This window comes from Piscinibacter sp. (genome assembly GCF_047600445.1).
In the GTDB taxonomy this organism is placed as follows: Bacteria; Pseudomonadota; Gammaproteobacteria; order Burkholderiales; family Burkholderiaceae_C; genus Piscinibacter.
The window spans coordinates 2,818,099-2,836,528 of the sequence record NZ_JASGKT010000002.1; the positions used below are offsets into that span (position 1 = coordinate 2,818,099).

The following is an 18,430-nucleotide window of genomic DNA, read 5'->3' on the forward strand; positions in this document are numbered from 1 at the left end:
GCTACGACTTCAGGACCACCAGCCCCTTGAGGTACTCGCCCTCGGGGAACACCAGCGTCTGAGGGTGGTCGGGCGCGGCGGCCACGCGGGCGTAGATCGCGCCGTCGACGCCGGCGTCCATGCCCGCGCCGGCGACGATCTTGTGGAACAGCTCGGTGCCCACGCCGCCCGAGCACGAGAAGGTGAACAGCGCGCCGCCCGGCGCCAGCAGCTTGAGCGCGAGGCGGTTGATGTCCTTGTAGGCGCGCGCGGCGCGTTCGGCGTGCGCGGCGGTGGGCGCGAACTTGGGCGGGTCGAGCACGATGGCGTCGAAGGCCTCGCCGTTTTTCAGCGCGTCGCGCAGCGTCTGGTTGACGTCGGCGTCGCGCGCCTCGTGGCGCGAAGCGTCGAAGCCGTTGAGCGCGACGTGCGCCGTGGCGCGCGCCAGCGCCGGCGCCGACGAATCGACGCTCACCACCCGCTGCGCGCCGCCGGCCAGCGCCGCGACGCTGAAGCCGCCGGTGTAGCAGTAGCAGTTCAGCACGCGCTTCAGGCCGAAGTGGCGAACGGTGTCGGCGAACAGCTTGCGGTTGTCGCGCTGGTCGAGATAGAAGCCGGTCTTGTGGCCCTCGGCCACGTCGAGCGTGAGGCGCCAGTCGTGCTCGCGGATCGTCACCTCGGTGTCGCCCGCGCCGCGCAGCCAGCCGGCGGCCGGCGCCAGGCCTTCGAGCTTGCGCACGCCGGAGTCGCTGCGTTCGTACAGGCGCGTGCAGCCGGTGGCCTTCAGCAGCAGCTCGGCGAGCGTGGCCTTCCAGCGCTCGGTGCCGGCGGAGAGGAACTGCGCCGACAGCAGATCGCCATAGCGGTCGACGATCAGCCCCGGCAGCCCGTCGGCCTCGCCGTGGACCAGGCGCACGCCGTCGCTGGCGATCGGCAGCCGCGCGCGCAGCGCCAGCGCCCTGGCGATGCGGCGCTCGAAGAAGGCCTCGTCGATGCGCTCGGCCTCGTCGAAGCTCCAGGCGCGCACGCGGATCATCGAACTGGGGCTGAACGCGGCCCAGGCGAGGAAGCGGCCGGCGGCGTCCTGCACGCGCACGGTCTCGCCGGCGTCGGCCTTGCCCTTGTCGACCGAGCCCTGGAACACCCAGGGGTGGCGGCGCAGCAGCGAGCGCTCCTTGCCCTCGCGCAGCGTGACGGCCTTCATTTGCGCCGGGCGCGCGGATGCGCGGCGTCGTAGACCTTGGACAGATGCCCGAAGTCGAGCCGCGTGTAGACCTGCGTGGTGCTGATGTCGGCGTGGCCCAGCAGTTCCTGCACCGCGCGCAGGTCGCCGCTCGACTGCAGCAGGTGCGAGGCGAAGGAGTGGCGCAGCATGTGCGGATGCACGTGCGTCGGCAGCCCGGCCTGGATGGCGCGGCGCTTCAGGCGCGAGCGCAACTGGCTGGCGGTCAGCCGCGTGCCGCGCTGGCTGACGAACAGCGCCGGCTCGCCCGGCTGTGCGATCTCGCCGCGCAGCTCGAGCCAGCGCCGCAAGGCGCTCAAGGCCGCCGCGCCCACCGGCACGCTGCGCCGCTTGCTGCCCTTGCCGAGCACGTGCGCGCTGGCGTCGGCCGCGTCGATCCAGCCGGCCGCCTGCGCCGAGGCGCCTACGTCCAGCCCGGTCAGCTCGCCGACGCGCAGCCCGCAGCCGTACAGCAGCTCGACGATGCAGTGGTCGCGCGCGTCCAGGCGCGCGTCGCCGGCTTCCTCGGGCGGCGCATGGTGGTCGGCCAGCGCCATCGCCTGGTCGACCGGCAGCGCCTTGGGCAGCGGCTTGGCCGCCTTGGGCGCGCGCACGCCCTCGACCGGGTTGAGCGCCACCAGCGCGTCGCGCCCCAGCCAGCGGTACAGGCCGCGCCAAGCCGACAGCACCAGCGCGATGCTGCGCGGCGCGAGGCCTTGCGCGTGCAACTGCGCGGCCCAGCGGCGCACGTGGTGCACCTGCACCTCGCGCAGCGGCACCGCGTGTTTCTCGGTGAAGGCGCGCAGCCGCTCGAAGGCGTCGCGATAGATCGCCAGCGTGCGCGGCGCGAGCCGGCGCTCCACCTCGAGGTGGACGAGGTGCCGCGCGATGTCGTCGTCCATCAGCCCGCCGGCAACAGGCGCGACAGCGACGCGCTGGCCAGCTCGCCGATGCGCTGCAGGAACTCGGTGCCCATCTCGGCGGTGTAGCGTGTCGGGTCGGGCGAGGCCAGCACCAGCATGCCGAAGGCCCCGACGCCGCCGCCGTGGCGCAGCGGCAGCATCGCGATCGACATCGCCGAGGCCGGGTCGTCCAGCCACTGCGCCGCCTCGAATCCGCTGTTCACGCCGCAGTAGGGCAGCGTCAGGCTGGCGGCGAGGCTTTGCACGTCCTTGCTGACGGCCTGCGCGAAGGGCTGCGCGGCGAAGGCCGCGTCGGCGCCCCAGACGCGGATGCCCGACTGCGGGATCATGAACTGGTGCATCAGCTCGCGCGTCAGCGCCTCGGGCAGCGCGGCGGCGTCGGCGGTGAGCATCAGCGTGCGCGTCCAGCGGTGCAGGCGCTCGGCGATGGCGACGTTCTCCTGCCCGTTGCGGATCATCTCGATGATCTTGCCCTCCAGGCCCTTGATCTTGTCGCGCAGCATTTCCATCTGCCGCTCCTGCAGCGACACCGCGCGCTGGCCGTGCGGGCTGGTGAGCTGCACGGAGGCGAGCAGCTCGGCGTGGCGCTCGAAGAAGGCCGGGTTGTTGGCGAGATAGTTGGCGATGTCCGCTTCGGTGATCCCCTGAATGCTCATGTCTGCCCCTCGTCCGGCGAATACGCCGGCCGATCCCCCAAGGGGATGCTGGCCGGCTTGGGAACGGCCCGGCGCTCGGCCAGCCTCATAGTTCGATCTCTCCTTCGAAGACGGTCTCGGCCGGCCCCGTCATGAACACATGCGCGTCGCCGCCGGCCCACTCGATGGTGAGCACGCCGCCGCGCGTCTCGACGTCGACCTGGGCGTCCAGCAGCCCGAGCCGCACGCCCGCCACCACCGCCGCGCAGGCGCCGGTGCCGCAGGCCAGCGTCTCGCCGGCGCCGCGCTCGTGCACGCGCAGCCGGATGCGGCCGCGCGAGAGCACCTGCACGAAGCCGGCGTTGACGTGGCGCGGAAAACGCGCGTGCGTCTCGATCGCCGGGCCCTGCTGCGCGACCAGCGCGGCATCGACGTCGTGCACGAACTGCACCGCGTGCGGGTTGCCCATCGACAGCACCGCCACCTCGGCGGCGTAGTCGCCGAGGTCGAGCGGCCACAGCTCGAAGCCGTTGCACGCGCGCGGCGCCAGCCCCTGCGCGGCGAAGGGCACACGCGCGAGGTCGAACACCGGCGTGTTCATGTCGACGGTGACACGGCCGTCGTCCTGCGCGCGCAGTTCGAGCAGGTTGTTCGTCGTCTCGACGCGCACGACGCGCTTGTCCGTCAGCCCCTTGTCGCGCACGAAGCGCACGAAGCAGCGCGCGCCGTTGCCGCAGTGCTCGACTTCGTCGCCGCTGCCGCCGTTGAAGATGCGGTAGCGGAAGTCCACGCCCGGCGTGGCGCTCTTCTCGACGACCAGGATCTGGTCGGCGCCGACGCCGAAGCGGCGGTCGCCGAGGCGGCGGTACTGCTCGCCCGTCAGCGCGAGCGGCGCGCGCGTGGCGTCCAGCACGACGAAGTCGTTGCCCGCGCCCTGCATCTTGGTGAAGTGGAGCTTCATCGGGCTCCGATTATGGGCGCTCTCAGTACAGCGCCGGCTCGCCGTCCGGCCGCGTCTTGAAGCGCTTGTGCACCCACAGGTACTGCGCCGGGTTCTCGCGGATCTGCGCCTCGATCCAGCGGTTCATGCGCGCGGTGTCGGCGAGCGCGTCGTCGCTGGGGAAGTCGGCCCACGGCGGCAGGAAGCGCACGCGGTAGCCCTGCCCGCCGGGCAGCATCTCGGCCAGCACCGGCTGCACCGCCATGTCGAGCAGCCGGGCCATGCGCGAGGGCGCCAGCAGCGTCGCCGCGCTGACGCCGAAGAAGGGCACGAAGGCGGCGTCGCGCTTGCCGAAATCCATGTCGGGCAGGTTGAAGAAGCCGGTGCCCTGCCTGATTTCGCGGATCAGCGGCTTGGCCGAATCGCTGCGCGGAAAGACCACCGCGTTGCCCAGGCGCAGGCGGCCGCGGCGCATCACCGCGTCCATCACCGGGTTGCTCTGGCGCTGGTAGATCGAGGCGCCGCGCCGCTTCTGGAACAGCAGCACCGCCGCGCCGGCCACGTCCAGCGCCATGAAGTGCGGCACCAGCCACATCACCGGGCGCTCGCTGCGCTCGGCCAGGTCGACCTCGCCCTCGACGTGGATCAGCTTCATCAACCGCTCGCGCGGCGCCCACCACAGCAGGCCGCGCTCGACGATGCTGCGCCCCAGCCAGCCGAAATGCTCGCGCGCCAGCGCCTCGCGCTCGGCCGGCGTCTTCTCCGGGAAGCACAGCTCGAGGTTGCGCAGCGCGATGCGCCGCCGCGCGCCGGCGACGCGGTACAGCAGCGCGCCCAGGCCGCGCCCGAACGCCGCCTGCGCCGGCAGCGGCAGCCAGTGGAGCAGCCACAGCGCGCCGAGCAGCAGCCGCGTCGCCAGGCGCTGCAACATCACTCGCTCGCCGCGGCGCGCGGCGCCTTGTAGCGGTGGTAGCCCCACAGGTACTGCTGCGGGCGCTGGCGGATCAGGTGTTCCATGGCGCGGTTCACGATGGCCGCGGATTCTGCCTGCGCCGCCGGGTCGGCCGGCAGGGCTTCGGTCATCGGCTGGAAGCGCACCACGTAACCCCGGCCGCGCGGCAGCCGCTCGCCCCACACCAGCAGCAGCGCCGCGCCGGTCTGCTGCGCCAGGCGCGCGGCCAGCGTCATCGTGTAGGCGCGCTGGCCGAAGAACGGCGCCCATTCACCCTGGCCCTCGGGCGGCACCTGGTCGGGCAGCAGGCCGACGGCCTCGCCGCGGCGCAGCGCGCGGATCATCTGGCGCACGCCGGCCAGCGTGGCCGGCGCGGTGGCCAGGCCTTCGCGCGCGCGCGAGGCTTCCATCACCTCCCTCAGCCAGGCCTTGCGGGCGGGGCGGTAGAGCACGGTGACCGGCCCGTACTGCGGCGCGAAGCGCTCGGCATAAGCCTGCGCGCAGATCTCGAAGCAGCCCAGGTGCGGCGTCAGCAGCAGCACGCCGCGGCCGGCGGCGTGGGCGGCGTCGACCCATTCGGCGCCCTCGATGCGCGTGAAGTCGGCCAGCGGCCTGCCCACCGGGCGCAGCCACAGGAAGGGCAGTTCCATCGCCATGCGGCCGGCCTCGGCGACGGCCGCGCGCGAGGCCGCCGCGCCGATGCCGGCGCGGGCCACGTGCGCGTCGAAGCGGCCGCGGTAGGTGGGCGAGAGCCAGTAGCCGAGCCAGCCGACCAGCGTGCCCAGCGCGTGCGCAAATGCCAGGGAACGGCCCGAGAGCCAGCGGAACAGTCGGATCATCTTTCCTATAATCGCCGCGTCGCCGAGTTACTGAACTACTTGCGGGGCGACTCACAAATCCCGCTAAAGCGTTCGCCGCTCCTCCAGATTCCCAGGCCGGCAACGCAAGTGCAACCTGACTGGAGTTTAAGAGTGTCGAACGACTTCCTTTTCACGTCCGAATCCGTCTCCGAGGGCCACCCCGACAAGGTCGCCGACCAGATCTCGGACGCCATCCTCGACGCGATCTTCAAGCAGGACCCGCGCTCGCGCGTGGCCGCCGAGACGCTGACCAACACCGGCCTGGTGGTGCTGGCCGGCGAGATCACCACCAACGCGCACGTCGACTACATCCAGGTGGCGCGCGACACGATCAAGCGCATCGGCTACGACAACACCGACTACGGCATCGACTACAAGGGCTGCGCGGTGCTGGTGGCCTACGACAAGCAGAGCAACGACATCGCCCAGGGCGTGGACCACGCCAGCGACGACCACCTGAACACCGGCGCCGGCGACCAGGGCCTGATGTTCGGCTACGCCTGCGACGAGACGCCCGAGCTGATGCCCGCGCCGATCTACTACGCGCACCGCCTCGTCGAGCGCCAGGCGCAACTGCGCAAGGACGGCCGGCTGCCCTTCCTGCGCCCCGACGCCAAGAGCCAGGTGACGATGCGCTACATCGACGGCAAGCCGCACTCGATCGACACGGTGGTGCTGTCCACCCAGCACCACCCCGACCAGAGCGAGTCGGCCACCAGGCTGAAGCCGAGCTTCTACGAGGCGGTGATCGAGGAGATCATCAAGCCGGTGCTGCCCAAGGAATGGCTGAAGGACACGCGCTACCTCGTCAACCCGACCGGGCGCTTCGTGATCGGCGGCCCGCAGGGCGATTGCGGCCTGACCGGGCGCAAGATCATCGTCGACACCTACGGCGGCGCCTGCCCGCACGGCGGCGGCGCGTTCTCGGGCAAGGATCCGAGCAAGGTCGACCGCTCGGCCGCCTATGCCGCGCGCTACGTCGCCAAGAACGTGGTGGCCGCCGGCCTGGCGCGCCAGTGCCAGGTGCAGGTGGCGTATGCGATCGGCGTGGCCAGGCCGATGAACATCACCGTCTACACCGAAGGCACCGGCAAGCTGAGCGACGACCAGATCGGCAAGCTGGTGGCCGAGCACTTCGACCTGCGCCCCAAGGGCATCATCCAGATGCTGGACCTGCTGCGCCCGATCTACGAAAAGACCGCGGCCTACGGGCACTTCGGGCGCGAGGAGCCGGAGTTTTCGTGGGAGCGGACCGACAAGGCCCAGGCGCTGCGTGCGGCGGCCGGCCTGTAAGGCCGGCAAGCGCGTTCAGCTCGACAGCCGCGCCACGGCCTGCCCATCGGCGGCCGCCAGCGTCGCCAGCTCGCGGTGCGCCGGGATGCGGCGCAGAAAGCTCTCGCGGAACGCCGCCGGCACGTGGTCGGCGGCGGTCTTGTGCAGCCAGTCCACGCTGCGCCGCAGTTGCTGCGGCGCGCGCGCGTCGCCCAGCGCGGCGAACACACGCGCCGCGACCAGCCCGGTCTCGCCCGGCGACATCGTCTCGGGCTGGTAGGCCTCGGCCAGCGCGAGCTGGGCCTCCACCGCCGGCAGCGCCTGCCGCGGCGCGCCGCATTCCAGCAGCGCCTGCGCGCGCCGCGCGTGCGCCGCGATCAGCAGGCCGTACATCTCGCTGCCGGCCAGCAGCGCCAGCGCCGCGTCGGCCGCCGCCAGGCGCTGCGCGCCGGCGCCGATCTCGGCCTCGATGAGCCGGTTGCGCACGCGCGGCCCGGCCTTGGCTGAGTCGGCGGCGAGCCGGTCGCACTCGGCGAGCAGGTCCAGCAGCCCGTTGCGGCCGGCGCCGGCCGGGTCCTGCGCGTGCAGCACGCGCAGCAGGCCTTGCAGCGGCATCAGGCGCTGCACGTCGCCTTCGGCGCCATCGACGGCGCGCTGCGCGAAGGGCCGGGCCCGCCCCGGCTGGCCGAGCGCGAGGTACAGCATCGCGTGGCGCAGTTCCAGCGTCGAGCGGTGCGCGCCGGCCACGCCCTCGGCGCGCTCGAGCGCCGCCAGCGCGGCGTCGAAGCGCATGCCGTTGGTGTAGACGTGGGCCAGGTTCGGGTCGACGTGCAAATAGCTCTGCCCGAGCAGCCGGTACTCCTGGCACAGCGCGCGCTGGCGCTCGCCGGCTTCGGCGGCCTGGTCGAAGCGGCCGGTGTAGCCCAGGCACAGCATCTGGTAGTTCAGCGCCGTGGAGAGCTGCGCGATCAGCGAGCGCTGCGCCGCCTGCTCGCCCACGGCCTGCCAACTGCGCAGCGCCTCGCGGAAGTGGCCCTGCTCCATGGCCAGCCAGGCCAGGCATTCTTCGTACTGCACACGCTGCTCGAAGGACGCGGCGGCGTCTATCCAGGGCTGGGCCGCGGCCAGCACCGCGGCGGCCGCGTCGTGGCGGCGGCACTTGAGCAGCAGTTGCGCGAGCATCAGGCGGGCCTCGCATTCCACCGCCGGCATGCCGGCGCGCTGCGCCAGCTCGATGGCGCGCCGCGCCAGCGGCTCGCCACGGGCCGGATCCCAGCGCACGCAGGCCATGTAGGCGCGTGCGTACAGCGCCTGCGCGTGCTCGCCGTCGTCGGCGGCGAGGGCGTCCAGTTCGTCGAGCACGGCGTCGACGTCGGCGCCGGCGTCGATGTCGCTCAGCGCGTCGAAGCGGCTGAACAGCGCCTGGAAGCGCTCGGCGCGCTCGCCGTGCCGCTCGTGCAGTTCGGCCAGCGTCTCGTACAGCGCGGCGGCGTCCTGCAGGCGCGAGGCGGCGCGCGCCTGCTCGGCCGCCTCGCGCAGCGGCGCGATCGCGCGCTGCGCCTGGTTGGCCGCCAGCCAGTGCCGCGCGATCGACGCGGCCGCGCCGCCGCCTTCTTCGAGCGCACGCGCCACGCCGGCGTGCAGCAGCGCGGCCACCGCCGCCGGCACGCCCTTGCGCACCGCCTCGTGCACGAGGTCGTGCGCGAAGCCGGCGCCCGCCAGCACCTGGGCCGCTTCCAGTTCGGCCCAGGCATCGGCGAGGTCGAGCGCGTCGCGCCCCAGCACACGCGCCGCCAACTCGGCGCCGAAGTCGCCCGAGGCGACCGCCGCGACGCGCGCCAGCCGCACCGCCGCCGGCGACAGCCGCGCGAGGCGGCGCTCGATCAGCATGCCCACGCCGGCCGGCACCGGCAGCGCGGCGCCACGCAGCACACGCGCCGGGTCTTCCAGCAGCAGCGCGCGCAGCGTCTCCAGGATGAACTGCGGGTTGCCGCCGGTGTGGCGCGCCAGCGGCGCGGCCAGCGCGGCGCCGGCCAGCGGCGCGGCGGCCAGCGAGTCCACCAGTTCGGCGATCTCGGCCGGCGCCAGCGGCGCGAGCTCGATGCGCTCGCCGCGCGGCAGCTCGGCCAGCGCGAGCAGCAGCGCGTCGGTGCCGGCGGCTTCGGCCGGGCGCATGCCCAGCAGCAGCGGCGGCATGCGCGGCACGGCCACCAGGTGGGCGAGCAGGTCCAGGCTCGCGCCGTCGGCGAAATGCAGGTCGTCGATCAGCAGCGGCGCCGCCGGCAGCGCGAGCAGCCAGCGCTCCACCGCGTGCTCGAAGCGCCCGGCGTCGAAGCGCGTGGCCGCGGGCTCGCCCAGCTCGGCGACGAAGCGCGCGAACTCGGGCCGCAGATCGGCATCCGGCGCCTGCCCGCGCTCGCGCAGCGCGCGCACCAGCCGCGCCAGCAGCGCATAGGGCCGGTCGGCGTCGCCCGGCCGCGCGCCCACCTGCGCCAGCGGCGGCGCGGGCGAGGTGGCGGCGAACTCGGCCAGCAGCCGCGACTTGCCCATGCCGCCCTCGCCCAGCACCAGCGCATGCAGGCCGCTCGCCGCGGCGGCATGCAGCGCGGCCAGCTCGCGCGCGCGGCCGATCATGCGCGGCGGACGCAGCGGCAGCGTCGGCAGCGGCGCGGGCACGCCGCGCGCCGGCGCCTGCTCGACGGCGGCCAGCAGCGCCAGCGTGTCGGCGCCGGGGCGCACGCCGACCTCGTCCTTCAGCACGCGCTCGCAGTGGTCGAAGGCGAGCAGCGCCGCGGCGCGGTCGCCGGCCAGGTAGTGGCAGCGCATCACGCGCCGGTGCGCGGCTTCGGAGTGCGGCTCGAGCGACAGCAGTTCGCCGGCGCTGGCCAGCGCGGCGGCCCAGTCGCCGGCCTCGGCCGCCGCGTCGGCGCGCTGCGCGAGGCGGGCGCCGCGCCGGCGGCGGCGGGCATCGCGCTGCGCGGCCAGCCAGTGCGCGAACTCGCCGGCGGCCACCGCCGGCGCGCCGCCGAACAGGTCGTCGGCGCCGTCGAGGTCGTGGCCTATGCCCTGGGCCAGCGCCAGCAGCTCCGGGCCCGCGTCGACGAGGTCCAGGCCCGCCTGGCGGCGCAGCTTGAACAGGCGCTGGCGCAGCGAGTTGCGCGCCGCCGCGCCGTCGCTGTCGGGCCACAGCAGCGCCGCCAGGCGGGCGCGCGGCGTCGCGCCTTCGAGCGCCAGCCAGGCCAGCAGCGCGGCGTCGCGCTCGGCCAGCGGCAACGGCGCGGCGGCGCCGGGCAGCCGCAGGCGCGGCGGGCCGGCCAGCAGCAGGCGCACGATGTCGGCGGAAGCATCGTTCATGGCATCTGCGCGCAGGATAGCCCGGCCGCCCGGGCCCGCCGCGGCGGGAGGGCTCAGTAGTCGGAGCGCACCGTGATGCTCAACTGCTCGCGCGTGGGATGCAGGTTGCCGCTGCGGCTGACGTTCCACGAGTGCACGTAGTGACCGCCCTCCCAGGGCGCCGAGAGCACCCGCATGCCGTCGCCGCGGTTCACCACGCCCGGGTCGTTGATTTCCGGCATGGCCAGGGCGTTCCACTCGGAGGGCTGGGTGCCGTTGCAGGTCGAGGTCGCGCTGTAGTGGATGCCCATCGGGATGCGCGTCGTGCCGTTGTAGGTGCCGTAGGGCCACAGCAGCACGGTCAGCGGCCGGTGCCCGCCGCCCTTGAGGAAGCTCAGCCCGTAGTCCTTGATGTAGATCGTGAACTTCGAGCCCGTCGTGCCGGTGCCGATGGTCGTCGTGCTGCAACTGCCGATCACGTTGCCGTTGCTGTCGTAGTTGGTGAAGGTGTCGGTGGTCGACGACCGGAACGTGGTCCACGCCAGGTCGCCGTCGCCGTTGGGCAGGCTGCCGGCCTTGATCATGCGCGCGGTGGGCGCCGTCAGCTTGACCGAGCCCTCCACGCCGGCCACCAGCGTCGCGTTGGTGTTCTCGTCGGACCAGGCCTGGTGGTACTCCGCGGTGAACGAGGAGCAGGCGCCCAGCGCATCGGCCAGTTCCTGGCTCTTGGCGTCGTGGCCCAGCAGTTGCAACTGGCGCATCTCGCCGAGCATCTTCTGGAACGCGCCGAAGCCGCCGCCGGCCGTGCACTGCTGCTTGACCAGGTCGGCATGGCGGTCGATCAGGTCGTTGATGCGCCGCCACAGGTCCTCGCTGAGCGGCCCGAGCTGGCCGCCGCCGTCCATGCCCAGCAGGGCCAGTTCACGCAGCCAGCCCAGCCCGATGCGGATGGCCGACTCGATCTCCGCCTCGGCGCCGCCGTAGGCCGCGGCGAAGGCCGGCACGATCACGTCGTTGAAGTAGTCCAGCTCGCGACGCACGAGCGGCGCCACCGTGTCGTCGACCTGGGCGATCTTGCGCGCCAGCGCGAGCTTGCGCCCCGCGCCCGACACGCCCTGCCCCAGCGCCGCCTGGCGCGTGGCCAGCGTGGCGGCGCCGAGCGCGGACTCGCGCTGCGCGGCGATGTCGCGCGGCCAGCTCGCCGCCAGCGCGTCGCGCTGCGCGGCGCCCAGGGTCGCCAACCCGACGATGCCGAAATGCCGCAGCGCCGTCGTCAGCGTCGCCGAGGTGCCGCTGCCGTCGGCCACCAGCGGCAGCAGGCGCAGGTTCCTGCCGTCCGAATCGGCGCCGAACAGCACCAGCGTGCGCGGGTCCAGCCCCGCCAGCCGCTCGGGCGTGAGCGTGAAGCGCAGCTTGAAGGGCTGCTCGGCCTGCACGTCGGCGGGCGCGAGGGCGAAGGCGGCCAGCACCGTGTCGAAGGGCAGCGCCACGCCGCCATCCACCGGCGCGAGGCTGACCGGCGTCGCGGTGAAGTCCAGCGTCTCGATGAAGGTGCCCCAGGGCAGCGTCAGGCCGACGCCGACGCCGCTGGCGGCGTCGAAGGCCCAGACCTGGTCGTCGGTGCGCGTCGGCGACCAGCTGAAGGGGCCGGGGCGGTCCCAGCCGAAGGTGGCCGCGAGCTGCACCGCCGTGCCCGGCGTCACCGCGCTGTCCAGCGGCGCCGCGGCGTGCGGGAAGGCGCCGCCGTAGCCCGCCACCGGCGCCGGCGGCGTGTTCGACGACGAGGGTGGCGTCGGCGGCGGCGCCACCTGCGTGAGGGTGACCGGCGCGGCATTGCAGCCGCTCACCTCGGGCACGTCCGGGACGAACAGGCAGGCGGCCAGGTAGCCGGCCAGCGACCATGCCTGGCCCGCGGCGCCGAAGAGGCCTTGCGTCACGAGCGTGATCGATTCGCCCGGCGCCAGCGCCGGCACCTCGGCTTCGGTGGAACCCGGGGCCTCGATGATGGGGAAGTACGCCCCTTCGCGAATCCAGCGCACCGGCAGCGTCGGCGTCGGGGCCACGGCCGCATGCAGCGTGCGCGGCGTGCTGGCGCCGGTGCCGCTGTTGGTGACGGTGAAGCTGTAGCTCAGGATCAGGTTGGTGTTCCAGGGGCCGGCGGTCGGCGAGGTCACCGACAGCGCGCTGATCGCGAGGCCCTGCGACGCCGGCGGCGGCGTGCCGGACGGCTCGCTGGCCGCCGGCGGCGGCGCGGGCGGCGTCTCGCCGCCGGCGGTGTCGCCGCCATCACTTCCTCCGCCGCCGCAGGCGGCCACCGCGAGCGCGGCGATCAACACACCGGTGCGCGCCAGGCGCACGGCGAAGGCGGTGGCAGGGGCGTCGGGCTTGCGCAGCGGATCGGGCGAATGGTTCACGGCGGCATCTCCGGTGTCGTGCGGGCCGCCCAGCGGGCAGCTCACCGCGTGCCGGTTTGTATCGATGCCTGCGTTATTCCGCCGTTAGCGCCGGCATCGACGCCGCGGCGGGCACCCCCGCGTTCAGGGGCCGTCGACGATGGCCGTGCCGCGGCGCCGCAGCGCGCCCGCGGCCACCAGTTCCGCCGCCAGCGCGGCGCACCAGGCCTCGGGCGAGGCGGCCTGCGCGCGGCCGTAACGCTCCCACACGCGGGCCAGCAGCGGCGTGGCCCGCGCCCAGCGCAGCAGCGCGTCTTCCTGCTGCTCGCGCTCTTCCATCAGGTGGTACTTGATCAGCACCTTCAGCCCGTGCCTGGCATGGCGCGCCGGGTCGGCGGCGAAGGCGGCCAGGCGCGAACGCGAGCGCGCCAGCGCGGCCGCGACGTCGGTGAACGGCGCGCCGTGCCCCGGCACCACCAGCCGCACCGGCAGCGCCTCGATGGCATCGAACACGGCGGCCACGTCCGCGAAACCCGGCTCGCCCTCCATCTCGGGGAAGACCACGCCGAAGCCATGCTCCCACAGCGCGTCGGCCGAGATCAGCAGGCCGTTCGCCGCGTCGAACAGCATCACCGAGTCGGGGTCGTGGCCGGGCGCGGCGATCACCTCGAAGCGGCGCGCGCCGGCTTCGAGCAGCTCGCCGGGCGCCAGCGTGGCGTGCGCCTCGAAACGCTCGCAGCGCTGGCCGGTGTCCGCGTGGCTGAGCGCCTGCGCGTCCCAGGCGCGCACCGCCCCGGCCAGCCCGGGCGGGATGACGATGCGCGAACCGAAGGCACGCGCCAGCGTCGCGTTGCCGCCGCAATGGTCGCTGTGCAGGTGGGTGTTGACGATGCGCGCCAGCGGCGCCGCGCCGAGCGCGTGGCGCACCAGTGCCAGCGTCTGCGCGGCGTGGTTGACGTGGCCGGTGTCGATCAGCGTCGCGCCGGCCTCGCCCTCGGCGGCGTGCACCAGGACGTTGTTCGACGACAGCCAGCCGCGCTCGAAGACGTCGAGCCCGGCGAGGGAAGGATGGTCGTGCACGTAAGCCGTCATACGCCGCGATTCTGCGCGAGCCGCGCCCGGCGCATCATCGGGGGCATGCCTTCCAAGCCCCCGCCCGCGCTCGCCGACCTGCGCCGCCATGCGATCGCGCGCACCTTCTTCACGCCGACCACGCTGCCGCGCGCCATCGCGCGGCTGGGCTTCGTGCAGGCCGACCCGATCCGCGCGCCGGCGCGCGCGCAGGACCTGACGCTGCGCCAGCGTGTCGCCGGCTACCGCGCCGGCGACCTCGAACGCCGCTACGCGGCGCTGCCGATCGAGGAGGACTTCTTCGTCAACTACGGCTTCGTGCCGCGCGCGCTGCACCACCTGATGCACCCGCGCAGCCCGCGCACCGCGTGGACCCGGGCGCGCCGCGCGCAGGCCGAGGCGGTGCTGGCCTTCGTGCGGGCGCGCGGCGTGGCGCACCCGAGGGAGGTGGACAACGAGTTCGCGCACGGCAAGACGATCAACTGGTTCGGCGGCTCGTCCAACGCCAGCACGCAACTGCTCGACGAGATGCACTACCGCGGCCTGCTGCGCGTGGCGCGCCGCGAGGGCGGCGTGCGGCTCTACGCGGCGCGCGAGGCGCTGCCGCCGCCGGCCGACCCGCGCGCGGCGCACGACACGCTGGTCGACGCCGTCGTCGCCAAGTACGCGCCGCTGCCGCTGGCGACGCTGGGCCAGTTGCTCAGCCACCTCGGCGGCGGCGTGCCGCAGTGGCGCGCCGGGCGCGGCGCGGCCTTGCAGCGCGCCCGGGCGCGGCTGGCGCATGCGCGCATCGACGGCGTCGACTGGTATTGGCCGGCCGGCGAGCGCATCACGCGCGGCGAGCCGCCGGAGCGCGTGCGCCTGCTCGCGCCCTTCGACCCGCTGGTGTGGGACCGGCGGCGCTTCGAGCTGTTCTGGGGCTGGGCCTACCGCTTCGAGGCCTACACGCCGCTGGCCCAGCGCAGGCTCGGCTACTACGCGCTGCCGCTGCTGTGGCGCGACGCGGTGATCGGCTGGGCCAACACGAGCACGCGCGCCGGCACGCTGGAGCTGCGCTGCGGCTACGTGGCCGGCCGCGCGCCGCGCGACGCCGCCTACCGGCGCGAACTGGAGGCCGAGGTCGAGCGGCTGCGCGCCTTCCTCGCGCCGCGCTGAACCCGACCTGGTCAGGGTGGCGGCAACGCGCGCTGCCGCGACGCCAGCAGCGCCGCCAGCAGCAGCGCGCCGGCCGACAGCGCCAGGCCGCGCGCCAGCCCGCCGGCGCCGTCGGCCACCCGGCCCACCAGCACCGGCCCGACGATCTGCCCGGCCGCGAAGATGCTGGTGAAGGCGGTGATGCCGGCCGGCCACGCCGCCGGCGGCAGGTTGTGGCGCACCAGCGCGGTGGTGGAAGCCACCACCGACAGGAACACCGCGCCGAACAGCGCGCCCGACGCGAACACCGCCAGCGGATGCGCGCTCAGCACCGGCAGCAGCGTGGCCGCCGCCAGCAGGGCGTTGAGCAGCGCCAGCGGCTGGCCGCCGCGCCAGCGCTGCAGCAGCGGCGCCCACAGCCACGACGACACCACCACGCCGATGCCCAGCAGCACGTAGAAGGCCACCACCGTGCCGGTGGCCGCGCCCTGCTCGCGCAGCAGCGTGACGATGAAGGTCATGTAGCCGATGTAGCCCAGGCCGAACATCAGGTAGCCGGCCAGCCCGAAGCCGAAGTCGCGCGCGCGAAAGCCCGCGCCGCGCGCCGCGGCCGCGCCGGCGGCGGCGGCCAGCGGGCGTGTGCCGGCGGTCATCAGCAGCGCCGCCAGCAGCCCGGCCAGCGCGAGCGCCTGCCACGCCAGCGGCCAGTCCAGCGGCGGCACGATCAGCGCGGAGGCGACGATGCCCAGCCCGGTGCCGCCGTAGTAGAGCCCCAGCACCAGCGAGGGCCGGGCGCCTTCGCGCTGGCCGAGCCGCGCGGCGAGCAGGCCGCCGCTGGCGAAGGTGGCGGCGCTGGCGACGCCGGTCAGGCCGCGCAGCGCGTACAGCGCCGCGTCGCCGCGCACCAGGCCGTGCAGCGCCAGCAGCAGCGCCGCGCCCCAGGCCCCGGCGAGGAACACCGTGCGCGCGTCGAACCGCGCCAGCGCGCGCGGCAGCAGCAGCGCGCCGGCCAGGTAGCCGGCCGCGTTGACGGTGTTCATCGCGCCGGCGGTGAAGTAGCTCCAGCCCAGGTCGGCGCGCATCGGCGGCAGCAGCAGCGCATAGGAAAAGCGCGCCAGCCCGAGCGAGATGGCCGCGCCGAGCGCGAGCGCCAGCGCGGTGGCGAAGAGCCGGCGCTCGGTCATGCCGCGCGCCGCGCCGCGAGCAGCCGCCGCGCCACCTCGGCGAAGCCGGCGCCGCGCTCGCCGGCGGTGATCCACGCCGGCCAGGTGTGGAGCTGCGCGGCGAAGCGCATCAGGTTGGCCACGCCGACGCCGAGCGCGAAGTGCCCGAACATGCGCTGGTCGTTGGTCGAGTCGCCGACGTAGAGCCAGTGCGCGCGCTCGGCCTCCAGCTCGCGGTCGAGCAGGCGTCGCACCATCCAGCGCGCGCCGCTGGCCTTGTCGTGCTCGCCGAACCAGCCGTTGACGTGGATCGAGCTGACGGTGGCGTGCATGCCCTCGGCCTGCATCAGCGCGACGACGCGCGCGACCGCCGCGTCGTCGAGGTGCGCGAACTCGCTGTGGTCGATGGCGATGTCGGTCACGCGCCCGGCGCTGTCGCGCGCCGGCAGCGCGCCCGGCACCTCGCGCTGCACGCGCCGCGACACCTCGGCCAGGCGCCGCGCGTTGCGCCGCCGCGCGGCCTCGTCCTGCGCGTACTCGATGCGCAGCGCGCCGTCTTGCACGAACAGCGCCACGGCGCCGTTCTCGGCGACGATCGCATCGACCGGCCAGGCGCGCGCGAAGGGTTCGCTCCAGCCCATAGGGCGGCCGGTGATGGCGATCACCGGCAGGCCGGCGCCGCGCAGCGCGGCCAGCGCATCCAGCGCCTCGGGCTCGATCGCGCCGTCGCGCGTCAGCGTGTCGTCGATGTCGGTGAGCACGCCGCGCACGCCGGCGAGCAGCTCGGCGGGGCAGTCGGCGAAGGGCCGTGGCAAGGCGGGCATGGCGCCGAGTCTCGCACGGCGGCGGCGCGCTATGCTGCGGCCATGCCCGAAGTGAAGCTGCTGCTGTTCGACGTGTTCGGCACGCTGGTCGACTGGCACGGCTCGATCGCCCGCGAGGCGGCGGCGCTGCTCGGCGCGCGCGGCATCGCGCTCGACGGCGCCGCCTTCGCCACCGCCTGGAGAGACCAGTACCAGCCGGCGATGGAAGAAGTGCGCAGCGGCCGCCTGCCCTTTTGCAAGCTCGACGCGCTGCACCGGCGCAACCTCGACATCGTGCTGCGCGACTTCGGACTCGATTACGTCGACGAGGCGACGCGGCGGGAACTGAACCTCGCCTGGCACCGCCTCGACGCCTGGCCCGACGTGACACCCGGCCTGGCGCGGCTGCGCACGAAATTCCCGCTGGCGCCCTGCTCGAACGGCAACATCTCGCTGATGGCCGACCTGGCGCGGCGCAACGGCTGGCACTGGGACGCCATCGCCGGCGCCGAACTGGCGCGCGACTACAAGCCCAAGCCGATCGTCTACCTCAGCGCCGCGGCGGCCTTCGACTGCGCGCCGCACGAAGCGATGATGGTGGCGGCGCACTCGTCGGACCTCGCCGCCGCCGCGGCCGCCGGGCTGCGCACCGCCTTCATCGCGCGCCCCGACGAACACGGCCCCGGCATCGGCGAGACGGCGGCGAGCGTGCCGGTGGACCTCTCGGCCGATGCGTTGACGGAGCTGGCCGGCCGGCTCGGCTGCCGCTGAGCGAGCGCTATGCTTCAGCCATGAACTCACGTTATGCAGGCTGGTGGCTGATGCTCGCCGGCACACTCTTCGCGCTGGCCAACGTGGCGGTCTATCCTCCGCAGAAGGTGATGGAGTTGATGAGCGAGACCGGCTGGGTCGAACAATCGACCGCGGCCGGCTGGTTCCTGCTCGCTGGGCTGGTGTGGCTGCTGCGCCGGCGCGACGACCCGCCCGCCAGCTCGGCGGCGCTGTCGGCGATGTTCCTCGCCTTCGGCGCGCGCGAGCTGGACTGGCACCGCGCCTTCACCGGCACCACGGTGCTGCGTGTCAGCTACTACTTCGGCCCGGCACCGCTGCAGCACAAGCTGGCCGCACTGGGGGTGCTGACGGTGGTCTCGCTGGCGATGCTGCGGCTGCTGCTTACCCACGCGCGGCAATGGTGGCGCGCATTTCGCGGCGGCGACGCGGTGGCGATCTCGATCGCCGCCTTCATCGTCACGCTGGTGGCCTCCAAGCTGCTCGACCGCAGCTACAACGTGCTCAACGAAGACTTCCACATGGCCTTGTCGATGTCGACCAAGGTGGTGGTCTCCGCACTCGAAGAGACGCTGGAGCTGACGCTGACGCTGATCGCGCTGCTGGCGCTGTGGCAGCACCGGAGTCGGCGGGCGCGATAGAGGCGGCGCGCGGGTACGCCGCCGGCGCATTGCCTGCGTCTGCGCGGGTTTAGACAATCTCATCCGCAACGAGCGCGGGTTCGACCTCCCACCTATCGCGCCATGGACGTTAGTCGGCTGATCGCGTCTCAAGACGACGCGCTGCGCGTCGATCCAGCCGCCCGGCCGAGGGCAACCTCGTGACCGAGCTCGCCAAACCGGCGAGCTGCAGGTCGGCGACGGCGTGGTGGAGTCGGGTAACGCCCGCACGCTCGCGCTATGCATCGGTTCATCCCCGCTCGGGCGGGGAACACCAAGGACCAGGGCGAGAACAACAAGCC

At 73.9% G+C, this 18,430-nt stretch carries 15 protein-coding genes; 4 read left to right on the forward strand and 11 right to left on the reverse strand.

Going from position 1 to position 18,430, the window contains the following annotated elements; all coding sequences use genetic code 11:
- Position 1: 1 nt before the first annotated feature.
- The 6 genes from QM792_RS17365 to QM792_RS17390 form a co-directional block, all read right to left on the reverse strand.
- Entirely contained in the window at positions 2-1,183 is a 1,182-nt protein-coding gene (locus QM792_RS17365) for a class I SAM-dependent rRNA methyltransferase (protein WP_415151353.1), read from the reverse strand.
- On the reverse strand, positions 1,180-2,103 hold the full coding sequence (locus QM792_RS17370; protein ID WP_415151354.1) for a tyrosine recombinase XerC: 924 nt from the start codon (positions 2,101-2,103) through the stop codon (positions 1,180-1,182). The genes QM792_RS17365 and QM792_RS17370 overlap by 4 nt, the downstream gene beginning before the upstream one ends.
- Positions 2,103-2,780 carry a DUF484 family protein gene (locus QM792_RS17375; RefSeq protein WP_415151355.1) on the reverse strand — a complete coding sequence of 226 codons (678 nt, stop codon included), beginning with the start codon at positions 2,778-2,780 and terminating at the stop codon, positions 2,103-2,105. The genes QM792_RS17370 and QM792_RS17375 overlap by 1 nt, the downstream gene beginning before the upstream one ends.
- An 85-nt stretch (positions 2,781-2,865) precedes the next feature.
- Positions 2,866-3,720, reverse strand: a complete 855-nt coding sequence (gene dapF / locus QM792_RS17380; protein WP_415151356.1) for a diaminopimelate epimerase — start codon at positions 3,718-3,720, stop codon at positions 2,866-2,868.
- A gap of 22 nt (positions 3,721-3,742) precedes the next feature.
- Entirely contained in the window at positions 3,743-4,630 is an 888-nt protein-coding gene (locus QM792_RS17385) for a lipid A biosynthesis acyltransferase (RefSeq protein WP_415151357.1), read from the reverse strand.
- The gene (locus QM792_RS17390; RefSeq protein ID WP_415151358.1) at positions 4,630-5,490 is read right to left on the reverse strand and encodes a lysophospholipid acyltransferase family protein; all 861 of its coding nucleotides are present in this window, start codon (positions 5,488-5,490) and stop codon (positions 4,630-4,632) included. The genes QM792_RS17385 and QM792_RS17390 overlap by 1 nt, the downstream gene beginning before the upstream one ends.
- A 132-nt stretch (positions 5,491-5,622) precedes the next feature.
- On the opposite strand from QM792_RS17390, the gene metK reads away from it, so the two are divergent.
- Positions 5,623-6,804, forward strand: a complete 1,182-nt coding sequence (gene metK / locus QM792_RS17395) for a methionine adenosyltransferase (protein ID WP_415151359.1) — start codon at positions 5,623-5,625, stop codon at positions 6,802-6,804.
- 15 nt (positions 6,805-6,819) lie between these two features.
- Here metK and QM792_RS17400 read toward each other — a convergent pair whose 3' ends face one another.
- The 3 genes from QM792_RS17400 to QM792_RS17410 form a co-directional block, all read right to left on the reverse strand.
- Complete coding sequence (locus tag QM792_RS17400; RefSeq protein WP_415151360.1) at positions 6,820-10,137, reverse strand: ATP-binding protein; 3,318 nt, start codon at positions 10,135-10,137, stop codon at positions 6,820-6,822.
- Between the two features lie 53 nt (positions 10,138-10,190).
- Positions 10,191-12,530: a hypothetical protein gene (locus tag QM792_RS17405; protein WP_415151361.1), complete on the reverse strand. Its 2,340-nt coding sequence runs from the start codon at positions 12,528-12,530 to the stop codon at positions 10,191-10,193.
- A gap of 123 nt (positions 12,531-12,653) precedes the next feature.
- A complete protein-coding gene (locus QM792_RS17410) occupies positions 12,654-13,601 on the reverse strand; it encodes an MBL fold metallo-hydrolase (protein WP_415151362.1) in 948 nt (315 codons plus the stop codon).
- A gap of 45 nt (positions 13,602-13,646) precedes the next feature.
- Between QM792_RS17410 and QM792_RS17415 the strand changes: the two genes are divergently transcribed.
- A complete protein-coding gene (locus tag QM792_RS17415; RefSeq protein ID WP_415151363.1) occupies positions 13,647-14,735 on the forward strand; it encodes a DNA glycosylase AlkZ-like family protein in 1,089 nt (362 codons plus the stop codon).
- Positions 14,736-14,746: 11 nt separating this feature from the next.
- Here QM792_RS17415 and QM792_RS17420 read toward each other — a convergent pair whose 3' ends face one another.
- Both QM792_RS17420 and QM792_RS17425 read right to left on the reverse strand, forming a co-directional pair.
- On the reverse strand, positions 14,747-15,898 hold the full coding sequence (locus QM792_RS17420) for a YbfB/YjiJ family MFS transporter (protein WP_415151364.1): 1,152 nt from the start codon (positions 15,896-15,898) through the stop codon (positions 14,747-14,749).
- The gene (locus tag QM792_RS17425; RefSeq protein ID WP_415151365.1) at positions 15,895-16,701 is read right to left on the reverse strand and encodes an HAD-IIB family hydrolase; all 807 of its coding nucleotides are present in this window, start codon (positions 16,699-16,701) and stop codon (positions 15,895-15,897) included. Before QM792_RS17425 ends, QM792_RS17420 begins: the two co-directional genes overlap by 4 nt.
- A gap of 42 nt (positions 16,702-16,743) precedes the next feature.
- Between QM792_RS17425 and QM792_RS17430 the strand changes: the two genes are divergently transcribed.
- Positions 16,744-17,451: a haloacid dehalogenase type II gene (locus QM792_RS17430; RefSeq protein WP_415151366.1), complete on the forward strand. Its 708-nt coding sequence runs from the start codon at positions 16,744-16,746 to the stop codon at positions 17,449-17,451.
- Positions 17,452-17,471: 20 nt separating this feature from the next.
- Entirely contained in the window at positions 17,472-18,110 is a 639-nt protein-coding gene (locus tag QM792_RS17435; RefSeq protein ID WP_415151367.1) for a hypothetical protein, read from the forward strand.
- Positions 18,111-18,430 lie beyond the last annotated feature (320 nt).